The sequence below is a fragment of the Pseudochrobactrum algeriensis genome (genome assembly GCF_018436245.1).
Classification (GTDB): domain Bacteria; phylum Pseudomonadota; class Alphaproteobacteria; order Rhizobiales; family Rhizobiaceae; genus Pseudochrobactrum; species Pseudochrobactrum saccharolyticum.
Map to the genome: position 1 here is coordinate 1,362,592 of NZ_CP075361.1, position 26,319 is coordinate 1,388,910.

Here is a 26,319-nt window from a genome sequence, read left to right on the forward strand (position 1 = left end):
CATATGCTGAAAATGAAACCGCGCTGCGGTTTTCTGCGCAAATTTACCTGCGCCGTTATTTATTGGGAAAAGTCAGGTACTTTTCAATTTTGAGGAACAGATATGACTGCCAATCCTGTTGTTGAGGTTAAGGCGCCGTCAGGCAATGTAGTGTTTTCCAACAAGGGCGCTTTGTCGATCATTGCCGGCCCGTGCCAGATGGAAAGCCGCGAACACGCCTATGATATGGCTGGCGCCTTGAAGGAAATGACGGATAAACTCGGCATTGGTCTGGTTTATAAATCGAGCTTTGACAAAGCCAATCGTACTTCGCTGAAAGGTCAGCGCGGCATCGGCCTTGAAAAGGCTCTGGAAGTCTTCGCGGATCTTAAAAAAGACTTTGGTTTTCCGGTGCTGACGGACGTACATACTGAAGAGCAATGCGCTGTTGTCGGTGAAGTTGTTGATGTGTTGCAGATTCCGGCATTCCTCTGCCGCCAGACTGATCTGCTGATTGCTGCCGCGAATACCGGCCGTGTGGTCAATATCAAGAAAGGTCAGTTTCTGGCACCTTGGGACATGAAAAATGTCATGGCCAAAGTGGTGGAAAGCGGCAATCCGAATGTGATGCTGACCGAGCGTGGCGCATCTTTCGGCTATAATACACTCGTGTCGGATATGCGCTCTTTGCCGATTATGGCGGGTCTTGGCGCTCCGGTTATTTTTGACGCGACTCATTCGGTTCAGCAACCGGGCGGTCAGGGTGGCAGCACCGGCGGTCAGCGTGAATTTGTTGAAACACTCGCCCGTGCATCGGTCGCGGTTGGCGTTGCCGGTGTTTTCATTGAGACGCATCAGGATCCGGACAATGCACCTTCCGACGGCCCGAATATGGTGCCTTTGAAAGACATGCCGCGTCTGCTTGAAACACTGATGGCTTTCGACAAGCTGGCAAAATCCCTTTGATTTTGCCAGTGGCAGATTAGAAAATCTCTCTGAGATAATTAGCTAATAAAAAGCCCCGCATTATGCGGGGCTTTTTTGTGTCTCAGAACTTCTTGCTAAGGCTGACTTTGAAATTACGGCCAGGCATGGCGGTAATGCCATCGCTCAGATAAGGTTCGTATTTCTTGTCAAAAATATTGTCGAGACCGAAATCCAGCTTGGTATCTTTCATCATACCGTTTTGCGGTGCCCATGTCAGAAACAGATCATGGATACCATAGCCTGCACTTTCAGGGCGGGCATACTCGCCGCCATTCTGATTATGCGGTGTCTTGGACTGACGGGCAACAAAAGTCCCTGTCCAGCCCAGTGTCAGATCATAATCAGGTACTTTCCAGCCCAGCGTTGTCACCAGTGTCGCCGGTGCCAGATCTTTGAGATAGGTGTTATAGCCATAGATATTATTCAGCGCACCATGACGGCTGCCATACATTGTAGAGAAGGCCGCATCGGCAAACATATAAGTTGTGTCGTAATGGGCTGAAATCTCGATACCGGCAGAGTAATAGGACGGCATATTCCAGTAAGTGTCACCATCTCCGCGTTTTTCTGGCATGTTTTTAGTGCCAAAACGCCGGTTAATCGGATTGGTAACATGGTTATAATAAGCTGTTGCCCGCACTTTCAGCTGATCATCACTGGTGAAAAGCTGGTTGTGAATGGTTTCAACGCCAATCTGGAAGTTGTTGTTGCGTTCCACTTCAAGGTCACGGCTGGTGCGCGGCAGGCTGCTGCTGGCACTTTGTGTGGAGTAGAGCTCATCAATATTCGGCATACGCATTGCATAGGCCCAGTCAGCAAACAGACGCAGATTTGAGGTTGCGTCATAGGTCATGCTCAAACCCGGTGTCAGGCCGTCATGGCTGACTGCGCTGTAATCATGACCGGCAGCAGGATTATTATAGGTCTTTGCAGCGTTAGGCTTGCCTGTGGATCGCACATAATCATAACGCAGACCCGGAATAATGGTCAGCTGATCGGTCAGGGCAATCTTATCAATCACAAAAGCGCTGAACGTTTCCTGCTTGCCTTCCGGCATATTATACGGAGCAAAATAGCCGTAATTATAATTGGCATTATTTTTGTAAGTATCGGCATACATAACAATATCACGGTTGTGACGCTGTAGCTGAATGCCGTAATTCAGGCTGTGATTAAAACCGCCAAGCGTGAAATTGGATGTGTTTTCCGCTTCGATACGCAGGTCGGAATATTTGGATTCGTTCCACTTGCCGCCGAGGGATGCCGACGTGCTCACCCCATCAGGGCGCTCGGCATAAAGCGATGTAAAGGCATAACTTACCATCAGGCGTGTATTGATCAGATCACTGTCACCGGAAAATTTATGCTCGACCGATGAGCTGAAATCTTTCAGGTCGCGCCAGGCGAGGCGGCGGCGGATCGCTTCATAATAGCCGTATTTTTTGACATCACTGCCAATCGGTTCAACCTGTCCGCGGATAGCTGCGGGCGGGCCCCAGTTCTCGCTCATACCGTAGCTTGCAGTTGCTTTCAGCTCATGGCCGTCAGCGCTGGCACTGCCTTTGGCAGAGAAGGATGTGAGCTTGCTGTCGGAGAAATTATAACGCTCACCACCGCCGATACGCATGTCCTCAGTCTTGCGCCATGTGGCTGCAGCAAGACCGTCAAAGTTGATGCCGCTATAATTTGTGCGGCCATAAACAGCGCCGCTCTGCACCCAGCCTTTATTGGCTGTCTGATAGCCGGTCTTTGACCAGAGTCCCCAGTTCTCACCTTCGCGCAACATATCGGCTGCGTCTTTGGTTTCCATTTTGATGGTGCCGCCGAAACCGCCATTACCATATTTGATGGAAGTCGCGCCTTTTTCGATCTCAACGCTTTTGAGCAGTTCCGGCTCGATAAAGACGGTTCCCTGATCGTAACGCTCGAAATTCTTCTGCGCGCCGTCCATGACAATACGCACATCGGTCTGACGGGCGAAACCGCGAATGGCAATGCTCTGACCCTGAATGCGCACACCGCCGAGCATGGTGACACCCGGTGTCTGTTTTACCAGTTCCGGCAGGCTGGCAGCCTGAACACGGTCAATTGTCTCGCGGTCGATGATGACAATATTCGGGGCATCTGTGCCGTAGCTACCGGAGCCGATTGTGCCGGTGCCGACAGTGATTGTGTTCAGCTGTAATGTGCCGGATGCATTATCCGCCTGCTGTTTTTCTGTTTGTTTTTTGGGCTGTGCCGTTTGGGCCAGAGCCGCAGGCGTAAGGTTCAGAAATGCAGCAGTGCTTAAAACCGTCGTGGTGAGAAAGAAAAGTGAAAATTTATGCAGGCATGAAAAATTGCGTGCACCGGTGGCAGAACCACCAGCAGCATAAGCAGACATCAGCGCAACTCCTTGGGAGGATGGTTGTTTAAGCTTTGTTAATAGATATGCGCTGCCATAGGAGGATTTATCGTATTTTGCAAATATGTAATTTAATAATTGAGTAAATTAATCATATTAATCAAAGATCGGATTGATACTGTGTCTGTGTGGTTACAGCCGTGCTCTGGTACTGCGCGGTGTGGCCAGCAACAGATTGGTTTCGCTATTGGTAATGCCCGGAACCAGACGGACACGACGCAGCACGCTGTCGAGGTCGCTTAGCGTATCGGCATTGATTTCGGCAATCAGATCCCAGCGGCCATTGGTGGTGTGAATTTCTGAAATCTCCGAGAAACCACCCAGCGCTTTCACTACGCGTTCTGTCACATGGCCTTCAATCTCGATCATCATAATACCGCGAACAGCCTGCTCAACAGTGTCCGCACGCAGAATAACCGTATAGCCGAGAATATGGCCGTCTTTTTCCAGACGCTCCAGACGGGCACGGGCAGTGGCACGTGAGACACCGGCATCCAGAGCCAAATCGGAGATGCTTCGGCGCGCATTATGACGGAGCAGGGTGATGAGTTTCTGGTCGAGTTCGTCCACTGTCTTACCATTTTGTTCATTTAACTGCGCAATCTGATAAAGCATCTGTGGAGATTTGCCAATCTTCTCTGTCCACTCTGCCAATATTTCGTGGTTTTATACCGGAAAATCACCGCTCTGATTGTGCTTTGCAGTCATGGCGGCAGACAATTTACAGTCGTGAGGAACATATATGCATTGTAAGCTGATTGGTGCACCTGTGCAGGACGGAACCGGACGCATGGGTTGCGAAATGGGGCCGAGCGCGTTTCGCGCCGCCGGACTGACACAGGCTCTGGAAGAGCTGGGTCATGATGTTACCGATCTGGGCAATGTGGAACCGGCTGCAAAACGCAATCTGACCCATTCCAATCCGGTTCTGAAAAATCTGCCGGAAATCGTGGCATGGATTGAGGCGCTGGATAAAGCTGCCTATGACGCCAGTGCTGATGGTTTCCCGATTTTCCTCGGCGGCGATCATGCTTTGGCTGCCGGAACTGTTTGCGGTCTGAGCCGTCGCGCCAAAGAACAGGGACGTCCGCTTTTTGTGCTGTGGCTTGATGCTCACACGGATTTCCACACGCTGGAAACCACCACAAGCGGCAATCTGCATGGCACGCCTGTGGCCTATTATACCGGCCAGAAGGGTTTTGAAGGCACTTTCCCTGAAGTGCTGGCTCCGGTTGATCCGGCGAATGTCTGCATGATCGGTATCCGCTCGGTTGATCCGGCAGAACGCACAGCGATCCGCAAGACGGAAGTGACTGTCAATGACATGCGTATGATTGACGAACACGGCGTTGTTGCACTGCTCAACCGCTTCCTGAAGCGTGTTGAGGAAGCCAATGGCCTGTTGCATGTCAGCCTTGATGTGGACTTCCTCGATCCGAATATCGCACCGGCTGTTGGCACCACAGTTCCGGGCGGCGCGACATTCCGTGAAGCCCATCTGATTATGGAAATGCTTCATGACAGCGAACTGGTGACAAGTTTTGAGGCGGTTGAACTCAATCCGTTCCTTGATGAACGTGGTCGTACAGCCTTCCTGATGGTCGATCTGATCGCCAGCCTTATGGGCCGCAGCGTGATGGATCGTCCGACCCGCAGCTTCGTATAAAGCTGACAAGATTTACAACCAAAGCGCTTCAATTGTTCCTGATGGGCATGAAGCGCTTTTCTTAGTTTAACAGGTTCCGGCAAGACCGGAGGGAGAAAACCTGATGCGTGACAGAACAACTTTGAACCTCGTACCATTTGTCAGTGTTGATCACATGATGAAGCTGGTTCTGAAAGTCGGTATTGAAGAATTCCTGAAAGAACTCTCTGCCTATGTGGAAGAAGATTTTCTGCGTTGGGAAAAATTCGACAAGACCCCGCGTGTTGCTTCCCACTCCCATGACGGTGTTATCGAGCTGATGCCAACCAGTGACGGTGCGCTTTACGGCTTTAAATATGTCAACGGTCATCCGAAAAACATGAAAGACGGTCTGCAGACCGTTGCTGCTTTCGGCATGCTGTCCGATGTGGATACCGGCTATCCGATGCTGCTGACCGAAATGACCATTCTGACAGCGCTGCGCACTGCTGCAACTTCAGCTGTTGTTGCCAAATATCTGGCACCGGAAAATGCGCAGACCATGGCGATCATCGGTAATGGCGCGCAGTCTGAATTTCAGGCGCTGGCATTCAAGGCGTTGCTCGGCATTAAGTCCCTGCGTCTTTATGATATCGACCCGTCTGCGACCGAGAAGTGCAAACAGAATCTCGCAGGATTCGGCTTTGAAATCGTCACCTGCACCAGTGCGGAAGATGCAGCGCAGGGCGCTCAGATCATCACTACTGTGACCGCAGACAAGCAGAATGCCACGATCCTGACCGACAATATGATCGGCAGCGGCATTCACATCAACGGTGTTGGCGGTGACTGCCCGGGCAAAACCGAAATGCACAAAGACATTCTGCTGCGCTCCGACATCTTTGTTGAATATCCGCCGCAGACACGTATTGAAGGCGAAATTCAGCAGCTCGATGCCGATCATCCGGTTATCGAAATGTGGCAGGTGATGAACGGTACTGTTCCGGGTCGTCGTGACCAGAACCAGATCACCCTGTTTGACTCGGTTGGTTTTGCGACTGAAGATTTCTCAGCACTGCGCTATATTCACGACAAGCTGAAATCCACTGGTCTCTATGAAAATCTCGATCTGCTGGCAGATCCGGATGAGCCGCGCGACCTGTTCGGCATGCTGCTGCGTTGCGAAAAGAAACTCGCAGGCGAAGCAGCTTAATTCGTAAGCAGATCTGAGAGACGGGCAGGGTTACTCCTGCCCGTTTTTGTTTGTGCAATTGCTGAATACTGGACATCATTAAAACAACGGAGTAATTGCCGCTCATGGCACTGCATCTTGTAAAACTCTGTGTGGGATGTGATTCCCTTGAAGATCTGGCAGCGTGGATTGATTTCCGCCTTGAGGAATGCCGTGCAAACGGCGTGGTGCCGGAGCAGTTTCATACAACACGAATGGTGCCGAAACGCCAAGCAGAGCTGCTTGATGGCGGCTCACTCTATTGGGTGATCAAAGGCAATATTCAGGCACGTCAGCGTTTGCTGGAAGTGCGCACATTTACCGGTGAAGACGGTATCGGCCGTTGTCATCTGGTGCTGGAACCGAAAGTGATCCCGACTGTCTGGCAGCCACGCAGAGCGTTTCAGGGCTGGCGTTATATTGCGGATGAAGAAGTGCCGCAGGATGACAGAGCCGGAGCGGGCGGCGGTATGCAGGCTTTGCCTGTGGAACTGCGCCGCGAACTGGCGGCGCTGGGTCTTATTTAATCAATAAAGAATATCAGCGCAGTTTAAGGCGGATTGCTGTGCGTCCGTTCACATTGCCTGTCGCAATGCGCAGGGATGCTTCCGGCAGGCTGATACGACGGCTGCGCTGTGCATTGCAGACCAGAAGCCCTACAAATTCACGCGTATTCAGGGATGCGCCATCAGCGCGCAAATCGGCAAGACGGGCAGCAGCACTACGCAGGGCGTGGACGCTGAGCAAAGTGGTTTTGCCTGGCTTTTGTGAGTCGGATTCCACCGGATCAACATTGGTGAAACCAAACAGATTGAGCATATTCGACATTGTAAACCCTTTACACAATACTCATTGGGTTTGCAGATGGCCTGCCTGAACTATACCGGCGAAACACAAAGCCGGATAATATCGGATATTACGGTCTTAGAGCGCCATGCGCCCCATTGGGTGCATAAAGGTCGCTCTAACACTTTGAAATTAGAGCGTAATTTTAACTTAAACTGATTCAAATTTAAGAAATTATGCTCTAAACGGTGCGAACCGCGCGCATTAGCGCGCAATTGCATAGCAGCTGAAGTTCTTTTTCTTCAGGGCAGCACAGGCATCCCATGCGGCAGTTTTGGTGTCAAAACCAACAAAACGTGCACGGTAGAATGTGTTGTTACCCTTGTTGAAAGTCTCAGTCATCGGGGAGGTTGCACGTAATGTGCTGCCTGCCTGCTGGGCGGCTTTATTCAGCATTTCCTGTGCCTGATTTTCGCTCGGCAGGGAGCCGATCTGAATAGCCCATGCACCGGAAACATCAGCTGCGGCAGCCATGGCAACGGCAGTCTGTTCCGGCTGCTGCTGGCGGGTATTTTCCTGCGGTACAGCAATCGGCTCATTGCGCACAGCAGCAACAGGCTTTGGTGCCAGACCCATACGGGAAGCGGCTGTATTGGCGGAAGCTGTGGTAACCGGATCAACATTCGGGATAGATGCTTTAGGCGTCGGAATAGCCACAAGCTGGGAAGATACCGGAGCAGAAGGACGCGGTGTCGGGGCTGCCAGAGCCAGCATTTCAGGTTGTTGGGCAGGAACCGGCTTCTGACGGGCGATAACTGCGCTGATTGCATCCTGTGCGCTGCCTGCGGAGCCGGAAGCATCAGCAACCAGGACCGGCTGGTCGGCACGTTCAGCCGGCAGCGGAACCGCACGCGGCAGAGGAGATGGTGCAGCCGCAACTGCAGGGCCTGCCGGTGCATCATTACGGGCAATCAGCAGGGCATCACTGCCACGACGCGACGGTGTTGCTTTTGGCAGATGTGCCTGAATAAGGCGGGTCATAGCTGCGTCACGGGATGCACCGCTGCTGCCGCCCATAACAACGGCGACGATACGACGGCCGTCACGGTTGACGGAAGTGACAAGATTATAGCCGGATGCGTTTACATAACCGGTTTTAATGCCGTCAACGCCTTCAACGCGGCCGAGCAGACGGTTGTGACCATTGATCGTGCGGCCACGGAACTGGAAGCTGGAGCGGCCGAAATAGCCGTAATATTGCGGGTAATGCTGACGCAGCGCGATACCGAGAATCGCCATATCGCGGGCAGTGGTCTGCTGGTTCGGGTTTGGCAGACCGGAAGCATTACGGAATGTGGTGGAGCGCATGCCGAGACGACGTGCCTTGGCTGTCATCATCTGTGCAAAACGTGGCTCGGAACCGCCAAGATATTCACCAAGAGCAGCCGCAGCATCATTGGCTGAGCGGGTAATCAGCGCCATAATCGCATCTTCAACGCTGATTGTCTGGCCTGCCGGTACGCCGATTTTTGTCGGCGGACGGGTTGCTGCATATTTGGAGAACGGAATTTTGGTGTTTTTGTTGATGCGTCCGGCCTGCATCGCCTCGAAGACCATATAAAGGGTCATCATTTTAGTGAGGGAAGCGGGAAAACGCTTGGCATCTGCGCTTTCTGCAAACAGGGTTTTGCCGGTATTGGCATCAATCACAATCGCGGCATGACGCGGGTTCTTTGCTGCCTGAGCGGAACCTGTCGTGATGGTAAGAGTGAGGGCGCCGGCCATTGTTACTGCTAACAATGAGCGGGCCGCAATCTTGATGCCGGATGCGGCGTGACGGAACGCATGATACACGGTGACTTACCTACCTGGACTGCCAATTTTCAGGTGTGGCGCAAAGGACACGCCACGAACATTTCCGTGATCATATTGCCAACAGCCTTACCAATCCGTTTATAGACGGGCAAATCATGATCTTTTTTTGATTTTTATGATGCTTTTTTAGCTGGCACACATGTCAGGACGGTCATCCGGTCTGTCTGCATCGTGTTAAGTACCTGCTAATAAATAAAAAATTTATGAGGTGTTTCTTCTCAAGCCAGCTTCAAGAAAATGTGAGTCTTACAAAAATTTTGTTCTGCAGAAGCGTATTTTCCTGTTTGTAACGCATCTCTGTCCTGAAACTGTTAATAATCAGAGCTAAGGGACTGATGCATTACGGGCTGTAATTTACCGGCCCTGATGAGAGTGATTTGGTTGAATCACTTGCCGGTATTCAAAACGATATTCAGGCTGATATCGAGACCGGTATTTAAAATGCAGAAACGGGGACAATTTTGCGTGCTTTATTAATTTGCCCCTATGCGGTTTGCGGAAATCTTTTCTTAAATGATGTGTTTCATGCTGGTTTTTTCCTGCAGGCGCGATACTCTGGACGTGAATGAGGACGTGTCGGGCTTTGTGTTCTGCGGGGCTTAACATTGCCGCGTTTCAACCTACATAATAGGTCTACGATGTGTGGTTTCCCGCCATACAGCGTGACTTCAGAAAATACAGATACGATCAGGACGGATACGATCAGGAATGTGTGCAGCAGACCATTTTTTACAGGTTACTCCTTTTATGCAGGCCAAGTCTCCTGTGATGGGCAGTGACGATGGTGACCCGAAGGACCCGGGTAATGGTACAGCTGTTATTACGCGGACGAAAACCCGCTTAAAACGGCCAAGCCTGTACAGGGTGCTGCTGCTGAATGATGACTATACGCCGATGGACTTCGTTATTCATGTGCTGGAGCGTTTTTTCCAGAAAAACCGTGAAGATGCGACACGCATCATGTTGCATGTCCATAATCACGGGGTCGGTGAATGCGGTATCTATACTTATGAAGTTGCCGAAACCAAAGTGACGCAGGTGATGGATTTCGCCCGTCAACATCAGCATCCGCTGCAATGCGTGATGGAGAAAAAGTGAGGTACAATGCCAACATTCTCCCAAAGCCTTGAAAAAGCACTTCATCAGGCGCTGACCATCGCCAATGAACGTCATCACGAATATGCCACGCTCGAGCATCTTCTGCTTGCTCTGATTGATGACAGAGATGCCGGCGCGGTTATGCGTGCCTGCAATGTCGATATTGCGCAGCTTAAAAAGACTGTCACCGACTATATCGACCGCGAGCTGGATAATCTGGTGACCGGTTATGATGAGGATTCCAAGCCGACAGCCGCTTTCCAGCGGGTGATTCAGCGCTCGGTAATCCATGTGCAGTCGTCAAACCGCGATGAAGTGACAGGCGCCAATGTGCTTGTCGCAATCTTTGCCGAGCGGGAAAGCCATGCGGCTTATTTCCTGCAGGAACAGCAAATGACCCGCTATGATGCGGTCAATTATATTTCTCATGGTATTTCCAAGCGTTCGGGTGTCAGTGATGATCTGACCGAAGGCAAGGCGCATAGTGCTGAAGATTCAGCGCAGCCTGAGAATGAAGAACAGAGCAAAAAGAAAATTGATGCGCTGACCGCTTATTGCGTCAATCTCAATGAAAAAGCCAAGGCCGGTAAAATCGACCGTCTGGTTGGCCGCGAAAGCGAAATCAACCGTACGATTCAGGTTTTGTGCCGCCGCTCCAAGAATAACCCGCTTTATGTGGGCGATCCGGGCGTGGGTAAAACCGCGATTGCCGAAGGTCTGGCCAAGCGCATTGTTGACGGCGATGTGCCGGAAGTTCTGCTCAATGATACGATCTTTTCGCTCGATATGGGCAGTCTGCTGGCCGGTACCCGTTATCGCGGTGATTTTGAAGAGCGTCTGAAGCAGGTCGTCAAGGAGCTGGAAGATTATCCGGGTGCCGTGCTGTTTATCGATGAAATCCACACCGTTATCGGTGCTGGTGCCACATCCGGCGGCTCGATGGATGCGTCCAATCTGCTGAAGCCTGCATTGTCTTCCGGTCAGATTCGCTGCATCGGCTCAACGACTTACAAGGAGTTCCGCCAGTTCTTTGAAAAGGACAGGGCACTTGTGCGCCGCTTCCAGAAGATTGATGTGGCCGAGCCGACTATTCCGGATGCCATTGAAATCATGCGCGGTCTGAAGCCTTATTTTGAAGACTTCCATAAAGTGAAGTTCTCCAATGATGCGATCACTGCCGCAGTAGAACTGTCTGCCCGTTATATCACTGACCGTAAATTGCCGGATAAGGCGATTGACGTGATTGATGAAAGCGGTGCCAGCCAGATGCTGCTGCCGGAAGCCAAACGCAAAAAGGTTATCGGCATCAAAGAGATTGAAGCGACCGTGGCAACCATGGCGCGGATTCCGCCGAAGACTGTCTCCAAGGATGACGAGCAGGTGCTTGCCAGTCTGGAGAAAGATCTCAAGCGTGTGGTTTATGGTCAGGAACTGGCGATTGAATCGCTCAGCTCTGCGATCAAACTGGCGCGTGCAGGCTTGCGTGAACCGGATAAGCCGATCGGTTCTTATCTGTTCTCCGGTCCGACCGGTGTCGGTAAAACGGAAGTTGCCAAGCAGCTTGCCAGCACATTGGGCGTACAACTGCTGCGCTTTGATATGTCGGAATATATGGAGCGTCATACTGTATCGCGTTTGATCGGTGCGCCTCCGGGTTATGTCGGCTTTGAGCAGGGCGGTCTGCTGACCGATGGCGTGGATCAGCATCCGCATTGCGTGTTGCTGCTCGACGAAATCGAAAAAGCCCATCCGGATCTGTTCAACATTCTGTTGCAAGTTATGGATCATGGCCGACTGACAGATCATAATGGCAAGCAGATTGATTTCCGCAATGTCATTCTGATTATGACCACCAATGCCGGTGCGGCAGATATGGCGAAAGCAGCAATTGGCTTTGGCTCCACCCGTCGCGAAGGCGACGATATGGAGGCGATCAACCGTCTGTTCACGCCGGAATTCCGTAACCGCTTAGATGCGATTATTCCGTTTGGCCCGCTGCCTGTGCCGGTTATCCATAAAGTGGTGCAGAAATTTATCATGCAGCTGGAAGCCCAGCTTGCTGATCGCGGCGTGACCTTTGAACTGGATAAGAAGGCTATCAACTGGCTGGCTGATAAAGGCTATGATGAACGCATGGGTGCACGCCCTCTGGGTCGTGTTATTCAGGAATATATCAAGAAGCCTCTGGCCGATGAGTTGCTGTTCGGCAAGCTCAAGAATGGCGGCACGGTCAAAGTCACAACCGGCGAAAAACCGGATGGCAAGATTGGTCTGGTGATGGATGTGGTGAAGGCCAAGCCGGTCAAGCCGCAGAAAGAACAGCCTGATGAGGAGGTTGCGGAAGCTGCAGCCAAGCCGGAAAAGAAACCGGCAAAAGTTGCAGCCGATAGCAGCTCTGCTCCTGAGGCAACGGAACCGAAGCGTAAATCGGCTTCTGTGCCGAAGGTTCCAAGAACGAAGGAATAAAATAAAAAGCGCCCGTTTCAAACGGGCGCTTTTTTTATTAGCAAAATCTACGTGCTGAAAGCCGGATCAGCTCTTCAGCATCGTGCCGGTTTTCTCTTTCAACGCATACCACGAGATGGCTTCTTCAAGAATATGCGGGGTTTGACCGCCACGCTCACAGGCGCGGGCAAAGTAGTCGCGCAATTGCGGGCGGTAATCCGGATGGGCACAATTCTCGATAATCACGGATGCGCGTTCACGCGGAGCAAGGCCGCGCAAATCGGCAAGGCCGTGTTCTGTCACCAGAATATCCACATCATGTTCCGTATGGTCGACATGCGGTACCATCGGTACGACTGAGGAAATCGCACCATTCTTAGCTACCGATTTGGTGACGAAAACGGACAGGAAGGCGTTACGTGCAAAGTCGCCCGAACCGCCGATGCCGTTCATCATATGTGTGCCTGCCACATGGGTGGAGTTCACATTGCCGTAAATGTCGAATTCCAGCGCGGTGTTAATGCCAATAATGCCAAGGCGGCGGATAACTTCCGGATGATTGCTGATTTCCTGCGGGCGCAGCACAAGCTTGTCTTTGTAGCGGTCAAAATTGCCGAAAACGCGCTCGCCGCAAGCCTGACTGAGTGTGATTGAGGAGGCGGAAGCAAAGCTGAGCTTCCCTGCATCCATCAGATCGAATGTGCTGTCCTGCAACACTTCGCTATACATGCGCAAATGATGGAAGGGACTGTCCACGAGGCCGGTCAGAACCGCATTGGCAATCGTGCCGATACCGGCCTGCAACGGGTTGAGTGACAGGTCGAGACGGCCTTTTTCTACTTCACTTTCAAAGAAATGAATCAGGTGACCGGCAATGGCCGATGTTTCGCTGTCCGCCGGTTCAATCAGTGAAGCACTGTCCGACTGTTCCGTGATAACAATCGCGGCGATTTTTTCAGGCGGGATCGGAATATAAGGCGTGCCGATGCGGCTTTCACAGGACACAACCGGAATCGGATCGCGGGACGGGCGCTTGGTCGGAATATAGACATCATGCAGCCCCTCCAGTGCCAGAGAGTGGCTGAGATTGATCTCAACAATCACTTTCTTTGCCAGAATAGCGAAACTGGCCGAATTGCCGATGGAGGTTGTCGGGATCACACCGCCGTCTTCATTGATGGCAATGGCTTCAATAACCGCATAATCAACCGGCCCGATCTGATTGGAGCGCAATTGCTCAACAGTTTCAGAAAGATGCTGGTCGATAAACATGACTTCACCGCGGTTGATGGCGGCACGTAATGTGCGGTCAACTTGAAACGGCATGCGGCGGGCAAGTACACCGGCTTCGGTGAGGATTTTATCGACATCATGGCCGAGCGATGCACCGGTGAGCAGGGTGATTTTGAATGGTGTGTCTTTAGCCTGCGCAGCCATGGCAACTGGCACGGCTTTGGCATCGCCGGCACGGGTAAAACCGCTCATGCCGATTGTCATCCCGTCTTTGATAAGGGATGCTGCCTCGGCAGGTGTCACAACTTTATCTTGCAGGGAGGAATTGCGGATACGATCTTCTAGCATGGGAAACCTATATTCGAAGGATCTCTGACAGGGAGGAGTCAGAGAGTTAGTCGCATATGTATTGTATGCTGTTAATACGCAGTATCGGCGTAAAAGCAGAAGTTGAAGATTAACCTAAACGTAAACTGCTCTGCCAAAAGGGCTTATCTCTTACCGGAGGCTTTTGCCAGCCTTGTCTTTGATAAGGTCATTCTGTCGCGATTATACATTCATGTGTCTTGAACGGGCTATGCATAACAGGCTTGACGATAAGAACTTCATGCCTGTTACGAATGACTGCTTTTGACAGCATTGCAAAGCACATAGGCTGGGTCTAACAATAATGTCATATATGCTGACATTTATATGTAAGATAGTTTCCTATGCCAGATCATCAGCCGCCTGTAAGCCAGTCTGCGCCGCAGTTGCCAAAAGCACATCATAATGCAGACGGCTATAATGCGGATGCCGTTTCATCTTTTACGGAGCGGGTGCAATGGTTCGGACGTGGTGCGCGCAATATATTCAGCATACCGGCGCTTCTGCTGATCAGCTCATTTATCGGCTTTTCCGGTCTGGCCATTGAGAGCGGTATTACCATGGGGCAGGCCGTGTTTATGACGCTGACCATCTGGGCTCTGCCAGCCAAAGTGGTTCTGATCGGCGCGATTTCCGCAGGCAGCTCAATGGCCGCCGCTGCATTGGCTGTGGCATTGTCCTCCGTGCGTCTGATGCCGATGGTTGTGGCCTTGTTGCCGGAGCTTAAAGGTCCGCGTTCCCGCAAGATCACCCTGCTGTTTCTCTCGCATTTTGTGGCGGTGACCGCATGGGTCATGGCAATGGAACAGCTGCGCCATATTCCGCGCGATCTGCGCACCAGCTATTTTGCCGGTATCGGCGTGACACTGGTGCTGACCAATGCGGCTGTTGTGGCGCTGATTTATCTGCTCTCAGCCAGTTTTCCGCCGCTGCTCTTTGCAGCGCTTTTCATGCTGACACCGATGTATTTTCTCACCTCGCTCTGGCGCTCATCGCGTGAGCAGGCGGGTAAAGCGGCATTGCTGAGCGGGTTGATTATCTTTCCGGTGATGCATGCCATTGCGCCGGGCTATGATCTGTTGCTCACCGGCCTGACCGGTGGTGCAGTCGCCTTCGGCTTTCATCTCTATGTGCAGAATTTGCGCCGGAAAGAGGCTCAGAAAGAAGTGCTGTCATGAATTTCACGAGCTTTGATACATGGTGGTGGCCATATTTATTCATCCTGATCGCCGGTGCGCTGGCGACGGATATCTGGCGCTTTCTCGGCGTGTTGGTTGGCGGCAAAATGCGCGAGGATTCGCAGGCTCTGGTGCTGGTGCGCTGTGTGGCGACAGCCTTGGTGGCGGGCGTGATTGCGCAGCTTATTTTCTACCCGACGGGTGAACTTGCAAATTCGCCGATGTGGCTGCGGGCTGGTTCTGCCATTCTTGGATTCGGGGCGTTCCTGCTGGCGGGGCAGCGTATTCTGGTCGGTGTACTGACCGGTGAAGCCCTGCTGCTCGCAGGACTTCTTATTTTATAATGCTCTGTGCAGAGATATAAGTCTTATAGATTAAAGGCTTGCGATAATCTTCTGACAGTTTTCAGCAAGAACAGCCTGATCTTCCATCTTGCCGGTATGACCGGTCAGGGCAACGCCTTCAAAACGCGGAATGACATGGAAATGCAGATGGAAAACGGTCTGGCCTGCCGCCGGTTCGTTAAACTGCATGACGGTGACGCCATCGGCATCAAAAGCCTTCTTCACCGCAACGGCTATTTTCTGCGTGGCAGCAACCAGCTTAGCCAGCACGGCGCTGTCTGCATCGAGAAGGTTGCGTGAACCCTGTTTCGGGATGACAAGGCTGTGGCCTTTGCCCTGCGGCATCACATCCATGAATGCATAGACATCATCATCTTCATAGATTTTATGGCTCGGAATTTCGCCGCGCAGGATCTTGGCGAAAATATTGTCGCTGGCATAAGGCGTGGTCATGGATGGCTCCCTATTCAGATTGATGGAATTTGCGGAACGGACTGTGTTCCGTATAATAGCTGTTATTCATTTCGACTTCGCGGACCTCGCGGCGCAAATATTGCGCCACGGCATCACGAAAGCCTGCGTGGCTGATATAATGGGCGGAATGGGTGGTCACAGGTTCATAGCCGCGTGCCAGCTTGTGTTCACCCTGTGCACCGGCTTCCACCACCGATAATTTATGTGCAATCGCATAATCAATTGCCTGATGATAGCAGACTTCAAAATGCAGAAACGGGTGATCTTCGATACAGCCCCAGTGACGGCCGAACAGCCGGTCGCCGCCGATGAAATTGATCGCACCGGCAATATAGTGCCCGTCGCGCTTGGCCATTATCAGCACAATATCATCGCCCATGCGCTCGCCGATCAGCGAATAGAATTCACGGTTAAGATATGGACGCCCCCATTTGCGGCTGCCGGTATCCATATAGAATGCGTAGAACTGATCCCAGATGTCTTCTGTCAGATCGGAGCCGGTCAGCCATTCAATAGAAATGCCATTGCTCAGAGCTTCGCGGCGTTCGCGCTTTAAGGCTTTGCGTTTGCGGGAAACAAGTTCTTCTAAGAAATCATTATATTCCTGAAAGCCGTTGTTTTTGAAATGAAACTGCTGATCTTTGCGATGCAGGAATCCGGTCTCTGTCAGAGCCTGAATATCCGGCATTTCAGCAAAGGTTACATGCGCTGAGGACAACTGGTTCTGATCGGTGAATTGCGCAACGGCGCTGGCAAGCAGGCGGCGCAGTTCCGGATTATTCTCTGTGGTCAGCAGGCGCGCACCCGTTGCCGGAGTGAAAGGAATACCCAGTTGCAGCTTGGGATAATATTGACCACCGGCACGCTCAAAGGCTTCAGCCCAGCCGTGGTCGAACACATATTCGCCCTGACTATGGGATTTCAGATAGGCAGGAGCTGCGGCCAGCAATACGCCCTGTTGTGTTTCAAGGCGCATATGGCAGGGCAGCCAGCCGGTATTTTCACCGACGCAGCCGGAATCTTCCAGCGCGGAAAGATAGGCATAGGACAGAAACGGATTATAGGATTTGTTCGCAGCAATGCCGTCTGTGGACGGGGCTGCGGAATGTTTGCTGGTTTCAGAAAATTGCGCCCATGCCTCAGGGCTGAAACCCTGCATGGAGCTGACGTTACGCAAAATAATGCTGGTTTCTTCCTCTGCTTCCTCACGCATAGCAATCAACCATTCCCACCCGTTTTGTCATGTCTGGTTTTTACCGGCGCATCACATTATGCGCCGGTAAGATAGTGTTGCCTCAGGCGATTGCGCTGTCGGGTATAAAGCCTTCAAACGTGATCTGCTGTGCATGCATGTCGCTCACAGCTTTTTCCTCTGCATTGCGTACTGTCCATGTGATGACAGGACGGTTGAGCACGGTGCGGAAGAAGCTGATGAACGGATTTGGCAGATGGTGGAAATTGTAAGAAACAAAATCCACATCATGCGCGAGCATGGCAAAGTGCTTTTCCATATCGGCGGCACTTGTACCTTCTGCCGTCAGACCGGCAGCAACACCCGGTGCATCGCTGCGGAAACGGCGGATGAGGTGATGGTCGAAGGACATGATCGCGGCTTCGCCCTGATAGGTTTTCAGCTCTTTGGCAACGGCGGCAACCAGACCTTCGTCCTGACCTTCAATGCCTTTGAGTTCGATAACCAGCGGCACGCGTCCGGCGACCAGATCGAGCATCTGGCGAAGCGACGGAGCGTGATCCTGTGTGGTGCCGATGGTCAGTGCCTGAGCCTCGGCCAGTGTCAGATCGCAAATGCGGCCTTCGCGACCGGCAAGGCGATCCAGCACATCATCATGAAACACGATGACTTCACCGTCTTTAGTCAGATGCACGTCACATTCAATGGCATAATTGCCTGCAATGGCTGCACTGAAGGCAGGGAGAGTGTTCTCCCAGACTTTTTTATTCATATCGTGCAAGCCGCGATGGGCAATCGGCCGGCGGGTGAGCCATTTCAGTTCATCACGAGGCGCAGCGCTCATAATCAGGCAACCTCAATCACGGCTTCGATTTCAACCGGTGCATTCAGCGGCAGACCAGCCATGCCAACAGCGGAGCGGGCATGTTTGCCTGCATCGCCGAGAACATCGATGAACAGCTGCGAACCGCCATTGGCAACAATGTGCTGATCAGTGAAATCAACAACAGACGCAACAAATACAGTGATTTTAACAATGCGCTTGATGCGGGAAAGATCGCCGCCAAGAGCCGCTTTTGCCTGTGACAGCACATTGATCGCGCAATATTTTGCAGCTTCCTGTGCTTGTTCAATGGTCAGGTCGCGGCCAACCAGACCGGTGGAAACGAGCTTGCCGTCTTTCAGTGGCAGCTGGCCGGAGGTGAACAGCAGATTGCCGCTCTGGGAAAAAGGCAGGTAAGCCGCAGCCGGTGCTGCGGATTCTGGAATTGAAATGCCGAGATCTTTGAGGCGGGTTTCGATTGTCGAGGTCATGGCGCTCTTTCCGGTTTTATTTTATCGTCACATCAGAGTGGACGGCAAACAATAAGGTCATTTTGGGGCGGTTTATATTCCGCAGGAATTCTTTAACAGTTTGCCCTTCATTGTCGGTTTCGAATGTCGGCCCTGAATTGTTGGGATGAATGTTTATGCCTGATCTGTGTGTTTTAGGTGTCATGCATATACAAAAATAAAGTTCAAACTGACAGAATCAGTGGAGCATAGCAAAAGCTGTGATTTTTGCCTCGCTTCCGCCATGAGTTATTTTAACATGGCGATAAATTTATCGGAGAATCTTTATGCGTTTTTTGCAGGCCCCCATTTTACAGGCCCTTGTGTTCGGATCTGGTTTTGTTGTTCCTGCAGTGCTGAGCACAGCAGCTTATGCAGGAAGCACACTTCTGCCGCATCGCGCAGTTTATGATCTGACACTGGAACGCGCCGATGAAAAATCCGGCATTGCCGGTGTAACCGGACGTATGGTCTATGAATTCAACGGCTCGGCCTGCGAAGGCTATACAACGAATTTCCGTTTCGTGACCCGTATTGATATGGAAGGGCAGGATCAGCGGGTTACAGATCAGCAGACCACTACTTTTGAAGCCGGAGACGGCAGCCGATTCCGTTTCGTCAATAAAACCTTTGTCGATAAAGAGCTGATTAAAGAAGTGCGCGGGAATGCGGCGCTTGGCGACAAGCAGATGGATGTGGCGCTGACCAAGCCTGAAAAACAGGATCTCAAACTGGCACTGTCGCAGTTCCCGACCCGTCATATGGAAGAACTGCTCGTTCGCGCGCAAAAGGGCGACACTTTTTATCAGACGACAATTTTTGACGGTTCCGATGATGCCAATAAGATTATGGCGACCACAGCTGTGATCGGTAAAGGGCAGGTGTTGCCTGAAGACACCGAAACCAAAGTCATGGGTGAGGTGGCCAAACAAGAGAGCTGGCCTGTGACTGTCGCTTATTTTGATGATGAAGAGAGCGACGAGGGGTTGCCGGTCTATCGCGTGAATTTCAAACTCTACCGCAATGGTGTGACCCGTGATCTGAACATGGATTACGGTGATTTTTCCATGAAAGGCACCTTGGTCAATCTGGAAATGTTTAAACCGGCAGCGGCAGCAACCTGCGAATAATCCGGCATAATTCTACAGGTTTCGATGACAAGGCGGCATTTCCGGAAACGGATTTGCCGCTTTTTTCATTTTATTGAATTTCCGTGCCTTGTATTCTGTAGTCTTGACTATAAATATCTCTGTGACTGAGATTGATCCGTGCGTGCTGCGGCGGCGCGGATAATTTTTACAAGCAAAGGTATTATAATGTCCGATCTTTTCTCCTCCTATGACCTCAATGGCCTGCCGCTTAAAAACCGTGTGGTGATGGCGCCTATGACACGCGCACGCGCCGTTGATACGGTGCCGAACAGCGACACGGCATTATATTATGCCCAGCGTGCCGGAGCAGGCCTGATTGTGAGTGAAGGAACACCGATCTCTGATGAGGGGCGCGGCTATCTCTATACGCCCGGTGTATATTCTGCCGAGCAGGTTGAGGGCTGGAAAAAAGTAACGGATGCCGTTCATGCGCAGGGTGGTAAAATCTTCTCACAAATCTGGCATGTCGGGCGTGTTTCCCATGTTTCCGTACAAAAGAACGGCATTGCGCCTGTCGCGCCGGTTGCTGAAATTGCAAAAGACTCAAATGTTTTCGCACTTGGTGAGGGCGGAACACCGGGTCTGGTTGCACCCAGCGCACCGCGTGCACTGAATACTGACGATATTGCCCGCATTACCGGAGAATTTGCCGATGCTGCAGAGAATGCCGTTAAAGCCGGTTTTGATGGTGTCGAAATTCACGGTGCAAACGGCTATCTGATCGAGCAATTCATCAATGCCGGTTTCAATAAGCGTGAAGATGGCTATGGCGGCGCGACAATTGCCGGACGTATCCGCTTTGCGCTGGAGGTTGTTGATGCGGCCGTTGCACGTATCGGCTCTGCCCGTGTCGGTATCCGCCTGACACCTTTCAGCCGCTTGTTTGATCTTCATGCCTTTGACGGTGAGGAGGAGACATGGCTGACACTGGCTGCTGAACTCTCTGCCCGCAAACTGGCTTATATTCATATCGGTAATGCCGGTGGTTTGCTGGCAAAAGAAGAAGGCCGCAATTTCCTGAAGAAGTTCCGTGAGGTTTATCAGGGCACGCTGATCTTTGCCGGCGGCTATACGCAGGAAACGGCTGAGCATGTTCTCGATGAAGGGCTTACAGATCTGGTGGCTTTCGGCCGGCCATATATCTCAAATCCTGATCTGGCCGAGCGTATGCAGCGCGGCTGGCCGCTGGCACCGGCCGATCACACAACTTTCTATGGCGGTGCGCAAAAGGGTTATACCGATTATCCGGCCTATGAAGCTGTTTAAACGCAGATAAGGGCAGGGATGTTTCCGCCGCAGAACAAGTGTTCCGGCGGGAATGTCCCTGTGCTATAGTCTTATGGCTGTGTAATATCTGATAATGAAGGCTGCGTTCCGGCTTCCGGCGGTTTTTGACCGTTCAGGGCTTGCATTTTCTTCATTCATCGTTTACCAGCCGCATTATTCCACACACGGGATTTGGGTTATGGGCGGGAGAAATCCGCACAACGCCTCCGGTGGCACATTTGTGCCTCAGCCCGTGGAGGTTCAACCGGAAAAGGAAAATACAATGGCATTGCCTGATTTCAGCATGCGCCAGCTTCTGGAAGCTGGTGTTCACTTCGGTCACCAGACACACCGCTGGAACCCGAAAATGGCACCTTTCATCTATGGTGCGCGTAACAACATCCACATTCTTGACCTGGCTCAGACCGTTCCTCTGCTGCACAATGCGCTGAAGGTTGTTTCTGATACTGTTGCTCGTGGCGGCCGCGTTCTGTTCGTTGGCACCAAGCGTCAGGCTTCGGAAATCATTGCTGACGCTGCTGGCCGTTCGGCTCAGTATTATGTCAACTCCCGCTGGCTCGGCGGCATGATGACCAACTGGAAAACCATTTCCAACTCGATCCAGCGTCTGCGCAAGCTTGACGAACTGCTGTCGAGCGAAGCTCAGGGCTATTCCAAAAAGGAACGCCTGACTCTGGAACGCGAACGCGAAAAGCTGGACCGCGCTCTCGGTGGTATCAAGGATATGGGCGGCGTTCCTGACCTGATGTTCATCGTCGACACCAACAAGGAATCGATTGCAATTCAGGAAGCCAAGCGTCTTGGTATCCCTGTTGTTGCTGTTATCGACAGCAACTGTAATCCAGACCAGATCGATTTCCCGATCCCAGGTAACGATGATGCTGCTCGCGCAATCTCGCTCTATTGCGATCTGATTGCTAAAGCTGCTCTGGACGGCATTATGCGTCAGCAGGGCGCTCTGGGCATCGATATCGGTGCGCAGGCTGAAGCTCCTGTTGAGCCAGCTCTGGAAGCTGCTGAAAACGCTTAATTCGTTTTCTTGTCTGCCGGATCTGTTTTCAGATCCGGCAGATATTCTGCTTAAAAGACACAATTTGCCGTGTTTGCAGAGCTTCAAAAAACTGAAGTTTTAAACCGGTAAATATCTGAAACGGGTGAGTCGTTTCTGATTCCGTCCGCGCACGGTGAAATCTGTGTCTTATTTAATTGAGCCTTTTCGGCTCCTGCTATCCCGTATGTATACAGTTGACGCTTTGCAGAAATTGCAATGCGGGCTGTAATGATTAATCGGTCATTGGATAAAAGACAGGTCCGCTGTCTGAACAATGATCCATAGCGGGCATGCCGCTTTGCCGGATGTCTGCTGCTTTCTCTGAGAGGCGACAATGAGCATTACCGCAGCAATGGTTAAAGAACTTCGTGAACTCAGCGGCGCAGGCATGATGGACTGCAAGACCGCTCTGAACGAAAATAATGGCGATATGGAAGCTGCCATGGACTGGCTGCGCAAGAAGGGTATCGCTAAAGCTGACAAGAAAGCCGGCCGTACAGCTGCTGAAGGTCTGGTAAGCGTTGCCAGCGAAGGCAAAAAAGCTGTTGTTGTTGAGGTTAACTCCGAAACAGACTTCGTTGCCCGTAATGCTGCTTTCCAGGAAATCGTTCTGAACGTAACCAAGGTTGCTCTGGGCACCGACGGTTCGACTGATGCCGTTGCAAATGCAACCTATCCGGGTTCGGAAAAGACTGTAACTGACACTATTAAAGATGCTGTTGGCACCATCGGTGAAAACATGGCATTCCGTCGTTCCGCTGCTCTGAGCGTGGAAAACGGTGTTGTTGCTTCTTACATCCACAACGGCGTTGCAGACGGTCTCGGCAAGCTGGGCGTTCTGGTTGCTATTGAAACAACCGGTGATGCAGAAGCTGCTGCTGCTATCGGTCGTCAGATCGCTATGCATGTTGCCGCAACCAACCCGCTGGCTCTGACTTCTGCTGAAGTTGATGCTGCTGCTGTTGAGCGCGAAAAAGCAATCTTTGCAGATCAGGCCCGTCAGTCCGGCAAGTCGGAAGAAATCATCGCCAAGATGGTTGACGGCCGTATGCGCAAGTTCTTTGAAGAAGTTGTTCTTCTGTCGCAGGCTTTCGTTATCAACCCGGACCTGAGCGTAGAAGCTGCGCTTAAAGAAGCAGAAAAAACAATCGGCGCGCCTGCTAAGGTAACCGGCTTTGTTCGCTTCGCTCTGGGCGATGGCATTGAAAAAGAAGAAACCGACTTCGCTGCTGAAGTTGCTGCCGTAAACAAAGGCTAATTCTTTACAGGCGCATCCAGAATTGCGATGCGCCTTTCAGAATGCGGTTTATTGACAGAATTTAAAATGCCGGCCTGACTCTGTCAGGCCGGCATTTTTACGACATGCGTAAAATAAGAAAACAGAGCGGGCGCTAAGCATTCCATAAAATGCAACAGGCTCTAAAAACTTGTCAGTTATGAAAGGGCATCGCGTGACAATGCGATGCCCTTGATGTATGCGAAACATATTCATGCTTTTTCTTGTCATCTGCACCGGTCATGCAATTATGCTTGGCGACGGCTGCTCGCGGCAGAAAATCATTCTGTGTTCCGGCTAAAAATGTGAATATCTGCAAGTTCATGTGCACCGGACTATTTAAAAACCATGTCCGCTTGCCGGTGGGGAAGTTCGGACCGAAATCAAAAAAGGGATCCCATGGCTGGTAAGACACTGTATAAACGGGTTCTCCTCAAAGCGTCAGGTGAGGCGCTGATGGGTGAGCAGGGATTTGGCATTGACGTGTCCGTTGCTGACCGCATTGCAAGTGATATTGCCGAAGCGCGTGCGCTCGGCGTTGAAGTCGGCGTGGTTATCGGCGGCGGTAATATTTTCCGCGGGCTGGCTGTTGCCTCCAAAGGCGGCGACCGCGTAACCGGCGATCATATGGGGATGCTGGCTACAGTGATTAACTCGCTGGCTCTGCGCACCTCTCTGGTCAAGCAGGGCGTTGATGCAGTTGTGCTTTCGGCTATTGCTATGCCGGAACTGTGCGAGAGCTTCTCGCAGCGTCAGGCAACCGCCTATATGGATCAGGGCAAGGTTGTAATCTTTGCCGGTGGTACCGGTAATCCGTTCTTCACAACCGATTCTGCGGCCGCTTTGCGTGCTGCGGAAATTGGTGCCGATGCCTTATTTAAAGGCACGCAGGTTGACGGTATTTACAGTGCTGATCCGAAGAAAGATCCGTCTGCCACGCGTTTCGACCGTCTGACCCATAAGGAAGTGCTGGATAAAGGTCTGGCCGTTATGGATGTGACGGCAGTGGCTCTGGCACAGGAAAACCGCATTCCGATTGTGGTTTATTCCATTCATGAAGCAGGCGGCTTTGCGCAGATTCTGCAGGGCAAAGGCCGCAGCACGGTTGTGACGGACGCCTGATAAGCACTGGTTCCTGAATTGAATCTGTGTGTGTACACAGATTCAATTCAGCAAAGCTTTGATTTTGTGCTTATCATTTGCGTCAAGCTGTTCTAAACAAAAAGCGAATTGTGTGGTCTGAAACCTGTTTCCGACTATCAGGCAGTATTATGCGCTGTAAAAGCGCAAGATGTTTGGTGTACGCCCAAGGAGAGATATTATGAGCGACGCTCTGGATGTAAACGATCTGAAACGCCGTATGGATGGTGCGATTCAGTCCTTCAAACATGATTTGGGCGGTCTGCGTACCGGACGCGCTTCAGCAAGCCTTCTGGAGCCTCTGACGATTGAAGCCTATGGTTCGACCATGCCGATCAATCAGGTGGCGCAGATTACTGTTCCTGAAGCCCGTATGCTGTCTGTTTCCGTTTGGGACAAGAGCATGGTTGGTGCGGTTGAACGTGCAATCCGCGACAGCGGTCTGGGTCTGAACCCGATCACTGACGGTATGACACTGCGTGTGCCGCTGCCGGAACTGAACGAACAGCGCCGTAAGGAACTGGTTAAAATTGCGAACCAATATGCCGAAGGTGCTAAAGTTGCCGTTCGTCATGTGCGCCGCGATGGTATGGATCAGTTGAAGAAACTGGAAAAAGACGGCACCATCAGTCAGGATGACAGCCGCACCCTGTCTGACAAAGTGCAGAAAATGACTGACGAAACCATTGTGGAAGTTGATAAGCTTCTGGTTTCTAAAGAAGCGGAAATTATGCAGGTCTAAGGCACCATTCGCCCGATCGGGCGCATAAAGGTCGCTCTAAACTGTAAGAACAGGCATCAGAGTGGTTCAGTATCAATTAACCACTCTGATATCTGAGACTGCCGTATATCTCCGGTGAAAAGAATATATCCGCGAATACGCATAGTGAATGCCGGAGTGGCCGTGCAAAAGACATTTTGCGGATTCTATTATAGTACAGAATAATTATGCATGTTGTTGCTGGTTGCAGTCTGATGCTGATAATTCTCTAAGTTCTTAAACCGGATAAGCATGGCGCCTGACGGCAGCCGTTTTGTCAAAAAAAGGAATATGCCTGAATGTCCGATCCGCGCCACATCGCCATTATTATGGATGGCAATGGTCGTTGGGCTAAAGCGCGCGGTCTGCCGCGTGTTGCCGGTCATAAAGCGGGTGTGGATGCTCTGCGCGGCATTGTGCGTGCTGCAGGGGATAAAGGGCTGGAATTTCTTACCCTCTTTGCATTTTCTTCCGAGAACTGGTCGCGTCCGAATTCCGAGGTCACGGAACTGATGGGATTGCTGAAGCTGTTCATTCGCCGCGATCTGAATAAGCTTCACAGTCAGAATGTCCGTGTACGCATTATCGGCGCGCGTGATGATCTTGCCTCGGATATTTGTGTGCTTCTGAATGAGGCCGAAAAACTGACCGCAGCCAATAGCGGCCTGACGCTTGTTATTGCCTTTAATTACGGGGCGCGGGACGAGCTGACACGGGCAATGCGTCAGATTGCGGAGGCCATTGCTGCAGGGCAGATGAAGCCGGATGCGATCACGGCTGAAATGATTTCTGAAAGACTCGATACCGCAGATATTCCGGATCCTGACCTGATTATCCGTACCAGCGGCGAAATGCGGCTGTCCAATTTCCTGCTCTGGCAGGCTGCTTATTCAGAATTTCTGTTCGCTCCGGAATATTGGCCGGATTTCAAGCCTGCGCATTTATTTGCTGCGATTGATGAATACCGTAAGCGGGTTCGCCGTTTTGGCGGGCTGGAAGCTGATGACATGCAAAATTTGTCCGGTGAAACGGACGTGGTACCTTTGCGGCATAATGCGGGTTAGGTTCGTGCTGTGCGTTTCAGCATGACCGGATCATAAATAGAC

The 26,319-nt window shown here is 51.7% G+C and carries 24 protein-coding genes; 15 read left to right on the plus strand and 9 right to left on the minus strand.

Translation table 11 applies throughout. The features are described 5' to 3' along the window. Positions 1 to 102: 102 nt before the first annotated feature. On the plus strand, positions 103 to 945 hold the full coding sequence (gene kdsA / locus KHQ09_RS08375; protein ID WP_213597632.1) for a 3-deoxy-8-phosphooctulonate synthase: 843 nt from the start codon (positions 103 to 105) through the stop codon (positions 943 to 945). An 82-nt stretch (positions 946 to 1,027) separates the two neighbouring features. Here the strand turns inward: kdsA and KHQ09_RS08380 are convergent, their stop codons facing one another. Together KHQ09_RS08380 and KHQ09_RS08385 are read right to left on the minus strand one after the other, a co-directional pair. After that, positions 1,028 to 3,349: a TonB-dependent hemoglobin/transferrin/lactoferrin family receptor gene (locus KHQ09_RS08380; RefSeq protein WP_213597634.1), complete on the minus strand. Its 2,322-nt coding sequence runs from the start codon at positions 3,347 to 3,349 to the stop codon at positions 1,028 to 1,030. A gap of 153 nt (positions 3,350 to 3,502) precedes the next feature. Then, the gene (locus KHQ09_RS08385) at positions 3,503 to 3,940 is read right to left on the minus strand and encodes an Lrp/AsnC family transcriptional regulator (RefSeq protein WP_028233989.1); all 438 of its coding nucleotides are present in this window, start codon (positions 3,938 to 3,940) and stop codon (positions 3,503 to 3,505) included. 172 nt (positions 3,941 to 4,112) lie between these two features. Between KHQ09_RS08385 and rocF the strand changes: the two genes are divergently transcribed. From rocF to KHQ09_RS08400, 3 genes are all read left to right on the plus strand, one after another. Next, positions 4,113 to 5,036, plus strand: a complete 924-nt coding sequence (gene rocF / locus KHQ09_RS08390) for an arginase (RefSeq protein WP_213597635.1) — start codon at positions 4,113 to 4,115, stop codon at positions 5,034 to 5,036. A 103-nt stretch (positions 5,037 to 5,139) separates the two neighbouring features. After that, positions 5,140 to 6,207, plus strand: coding sequence for an ornithine cyclodeaminase (locus tag KHQ09_RS08395; RefSeq protein ID WP_022712413.1), 1,068 nt, complete (start codon positions 5,140 to 5,142; stop codon positions 6,205 to 6,207). A gap of 104 nt (positions 6,208 to 6,311) precedes the next feature. After that, positions 6,312 to 6,752, plus strand: coding sequence for a DUF1489 family protein (locus tag KHQ09_RS08400; protein ID WP_075655438.1), 441 nt, complete (start codon positions 6,312 to 6,314; stop codon positions 6,750 to 6,752). 13 nt (positions 6,753 to 6,765) lie between these two features. Here the strand turns inward: KHQ09_RS08400 and KHQ09_RS08405 are convergent, their stop codons facing one another. Further along, entirely contained in the window at positions 6,766 to 7,053 is a 288-nt protein-coding gene (locus KHQ09_RS08405) for a hypothetical protein (protein WP_022712411.1), read from the minus strand. A gap of 222 nt (positions 7,054 to 7,275) precedes the next feature. Then, on the minus strand, positions 7,276 to 8,865 hold the full coding sequence (locus KHQ09_RS08410) for an SPOR domain-containing protein (RefSeq protein WP_420801438.1): 1,590 nt from the start codon (positions 8,863 to 8,865) through the stop codon (positions 7,276 to 7,278). Positions 8,866 to 9,633: 768 nt separating this feature from the next. On the opposite strand from KHQ09_RS08410, the gene clpS reads away from it, so the two are divergent. Then, positions 9,634 to 9,984, plus strand: a complete 351-nt coding sequence (gene clpS, locus KHQ09_RS08415; protein ID WP_028233987.1) for an ATP-dependent Clp protease adapter ClpS — start codon at positions 9,634 to 9,636, stop codon at positions 9,982 to 9,984. A 6-nt stretch (positions 9,985 to 9,990) separates the two neighbouring features. Further along, positions 9,991 to 12,450, plus strand: coding sequence for an ATP-dependent Clp protease ATP-binding subunit ClpA (gene clpA / locus KHQ09_RS08420; RefSeq protein WP_213597639.1), 2,460 nt, complete (start codon positions 9,991 to 9,993; stop codon positions 12,448 to 12,450). 66 nt (positions 12,451 to 12,516) lie between these two features. On the opposite strand, the gene KHQ09_RS08425 is transcribed toward clpA, so the two are convergent. Further along, entirely contained in the window at positions 12,517 to 14,010 is a 1,494-nt protein-coding gene (locus tag KHQ09_RS08425) for an acetyl-CoA hydrolase/transferase family protein (RefSeq protein ID WP_213597641.1), read from the minus strand. Positions 14,011 to 14,537: 527 nt separating this feature from the next. Between KHQ09_RS08425 and KHQ09_RS08430 the strand changes: the two genes are divergently transcribed. Together KHQ09_RS08430 and KHQ09_RS08435 are read left to right on the plus strand one after the other, a co-directional pair. Further along, positions 14,538 to 15,206, plus strand: coding sequence for an AzlC family ABC transporter permease (locus KHQ09_RS08430; RefSeq protein ID WP_238481712.1), 669 nt, complete (start codon positions 14,538 to 14,540; stop codon positions 15,204 to 15,206). After that, positions 15,203 to 15,550: an AzlD domain-containing protein gene (locus KHQ09_RS08435; RefSeq protein ID WP_213597645.1), complete on the plus strand. Its 348-nt coding sequence runs from the start codon at positions 15,203 to 15,205 to the stop codon at positions 15,548 to 15,550. The genes KHQ09_RS08430 and KHQ09_RS08435 overlap by 4 nt, the downstream gene beginning before the upstream one ends. Positions 15,551 to 15,580: 30 nt before the next feature. Here KHQ09_RS08435 and KHQ09_RS08440 read toward each other — a convergent pair whose 3' ends face one another. The 4 genes from KHQ09_RS08440 to KHQ09_RS08455 all read right to left on the minus strand — a co-directional run bounded on the left by KHQ09_RS08440 (position 15,581) and on the right by KHQ09_RS08455 (position 18,530). Then, positions 15,581 to 16,003 carry an HIT family protein gene (locus KHQ09_RS08440; protein ID WP_022712403.1) on the minus strand — a complete coding sequence of 141 codons (423 nt, stop codon included), beginning with the start codon at positions 16,001 to 16,003 and terminating at the stop codon, positions 15,581 to 15,583. A gap of 10 nt (positions 16,004 to 16,013) precedes the next feature. Further along, positions 16,014 to 17,237 (minus strand): GNAT family N-acetyltransferase, encoded by a 1,224-nt coding sequence (locus KHQ09_RS08445; protein WP_213597647.1) that lies wholly within the window; start codon positions 17,235 to 17,237, stop codon positions 16,014 to 16,016. An 82-nt stretch (positions 17,238 to 17,319) separates the two neighbouring features. Continuing rightward, on the minus strand, positions 17,320 to 18,060 hold the full coding sequence (locus KHQ09_RS08450) for a glycerophosphodiester phosphodiesterase (protein ID WP_213597649.1): 741 nt from the start codon (positions 18,058 to 18,060) through the stop codon (positions 17,320 to 17,322). 2 nt (positions 18,061 to 18,062) lie between these two features. Further along, positions 18,063 to 18,530, minus strand: coding sequence for a RidA family protein (locus KHQ09_RS08455; protein ID WP_022712400.1), 468 nt, complete (start codon positions 18,528 to 18,530; stop codon positions 18,063 to 18,065). Positions 18,531 to 18,835: 305 nt separating this feature from the next. On the opposite strand from KHQ09_RS08455, the gene KHQ09_RS08460 reads away from it, so the two are divergent. From KHQ09_RS08460 to KHQ09_RS08490, 7 genes are all read left to right on the plus strand, one after another. Then, positions 18,836 to 19,678 carry a cell envelope integrity EipB family protein gene (locus tag KHQ09_RS08460; RefSeq protein ID WP_022712399.1) on the plus strand — a complete coding sequence of 281 codons (843 nt, stop codon included), beginning with the start codon at positions 18,836 to 18,838 and terminating at the stop codon, positions 19,676 to 19,678. 186 nt (positions 19,679 to 19,864) lie between these two features. After that, complete coding sequence (locus KHQ09_RS08465) at positions 19,865 to 20,965, plus strand: alkene reductase (RefSeq protein WP_213597651.1); 1,101 nt, start codon at positions 19,865 to 19,867, stop codon at positions 20,963 to 20,965. A gap of 283 nt (positions 20,966 to 21,248) precedes the next feature. Next, positions 21,249 to 22,016: a 30S ribosomal protein S2 gene (rpsB, locus tag KHQ09_RS08470; protein ID WP_028233986.1), complete on the plus strand. Its 768-nt coding sequence runs from the start codon at positions 21,249 to 21,251 to the stop codon at positions 22,014 to 22,016. A 355-nt stretch (positions 22,017 to 22,371) separates the two neighbouring features. Continuing rightward, positions 22,372 to 23,295: a translation elongation factor Ts gene (gene tsf, locus KHQ09_RS08475; RefSeq protein WP_022712396.1), complete on the plus strand. Its 924-nt coding sequence runs from the start codon at positions 22,372 to 22,374 to the stop codon at positions 23,293 to 23,295. A gap of 417 nt (positions 23,296 to 23,712) precedes the next feature. After that, positions 23,713 to 24,435 (plus strand): UMP kinase, encoded by a 723-nt coding sequence (gene pyrH / locus KHQ09_RS08480; RefSeq protein ID WP_022712395.1) that lies wholly within the window; start codon positions 23,713 to 23,715, stop codon positions 24,433 to 24,435. 199 nt (positions 24,436 to 24,634) lie between these two features. Next, positions 24,635 to 25,195, plus strand: coding sequence for a ribosome recycling factor (gene frr / locus KHQ09_RS08485; RefSeq protein ID WP_022712394.1), 561 nt, complete (start codon positions 24,635 to 24,637; stop codon positions 25,193 to 25,195). 317 nt (positions 25,196 to 25,512) lie between these two features. Then, positions 25,513 to 26,277, plus strand: a complete 765-nt coding sequence (locus tag KHQ09_RS08490) for an isoprenyl transferase (protein WP_213597653.1) — start codon at positions 25,513 to 25,515, stop codon at positions 26,275 to 26,277. The last annotated feature ends 42 nt before the right edge of the window (positions 26,278 to 26,319 follow it).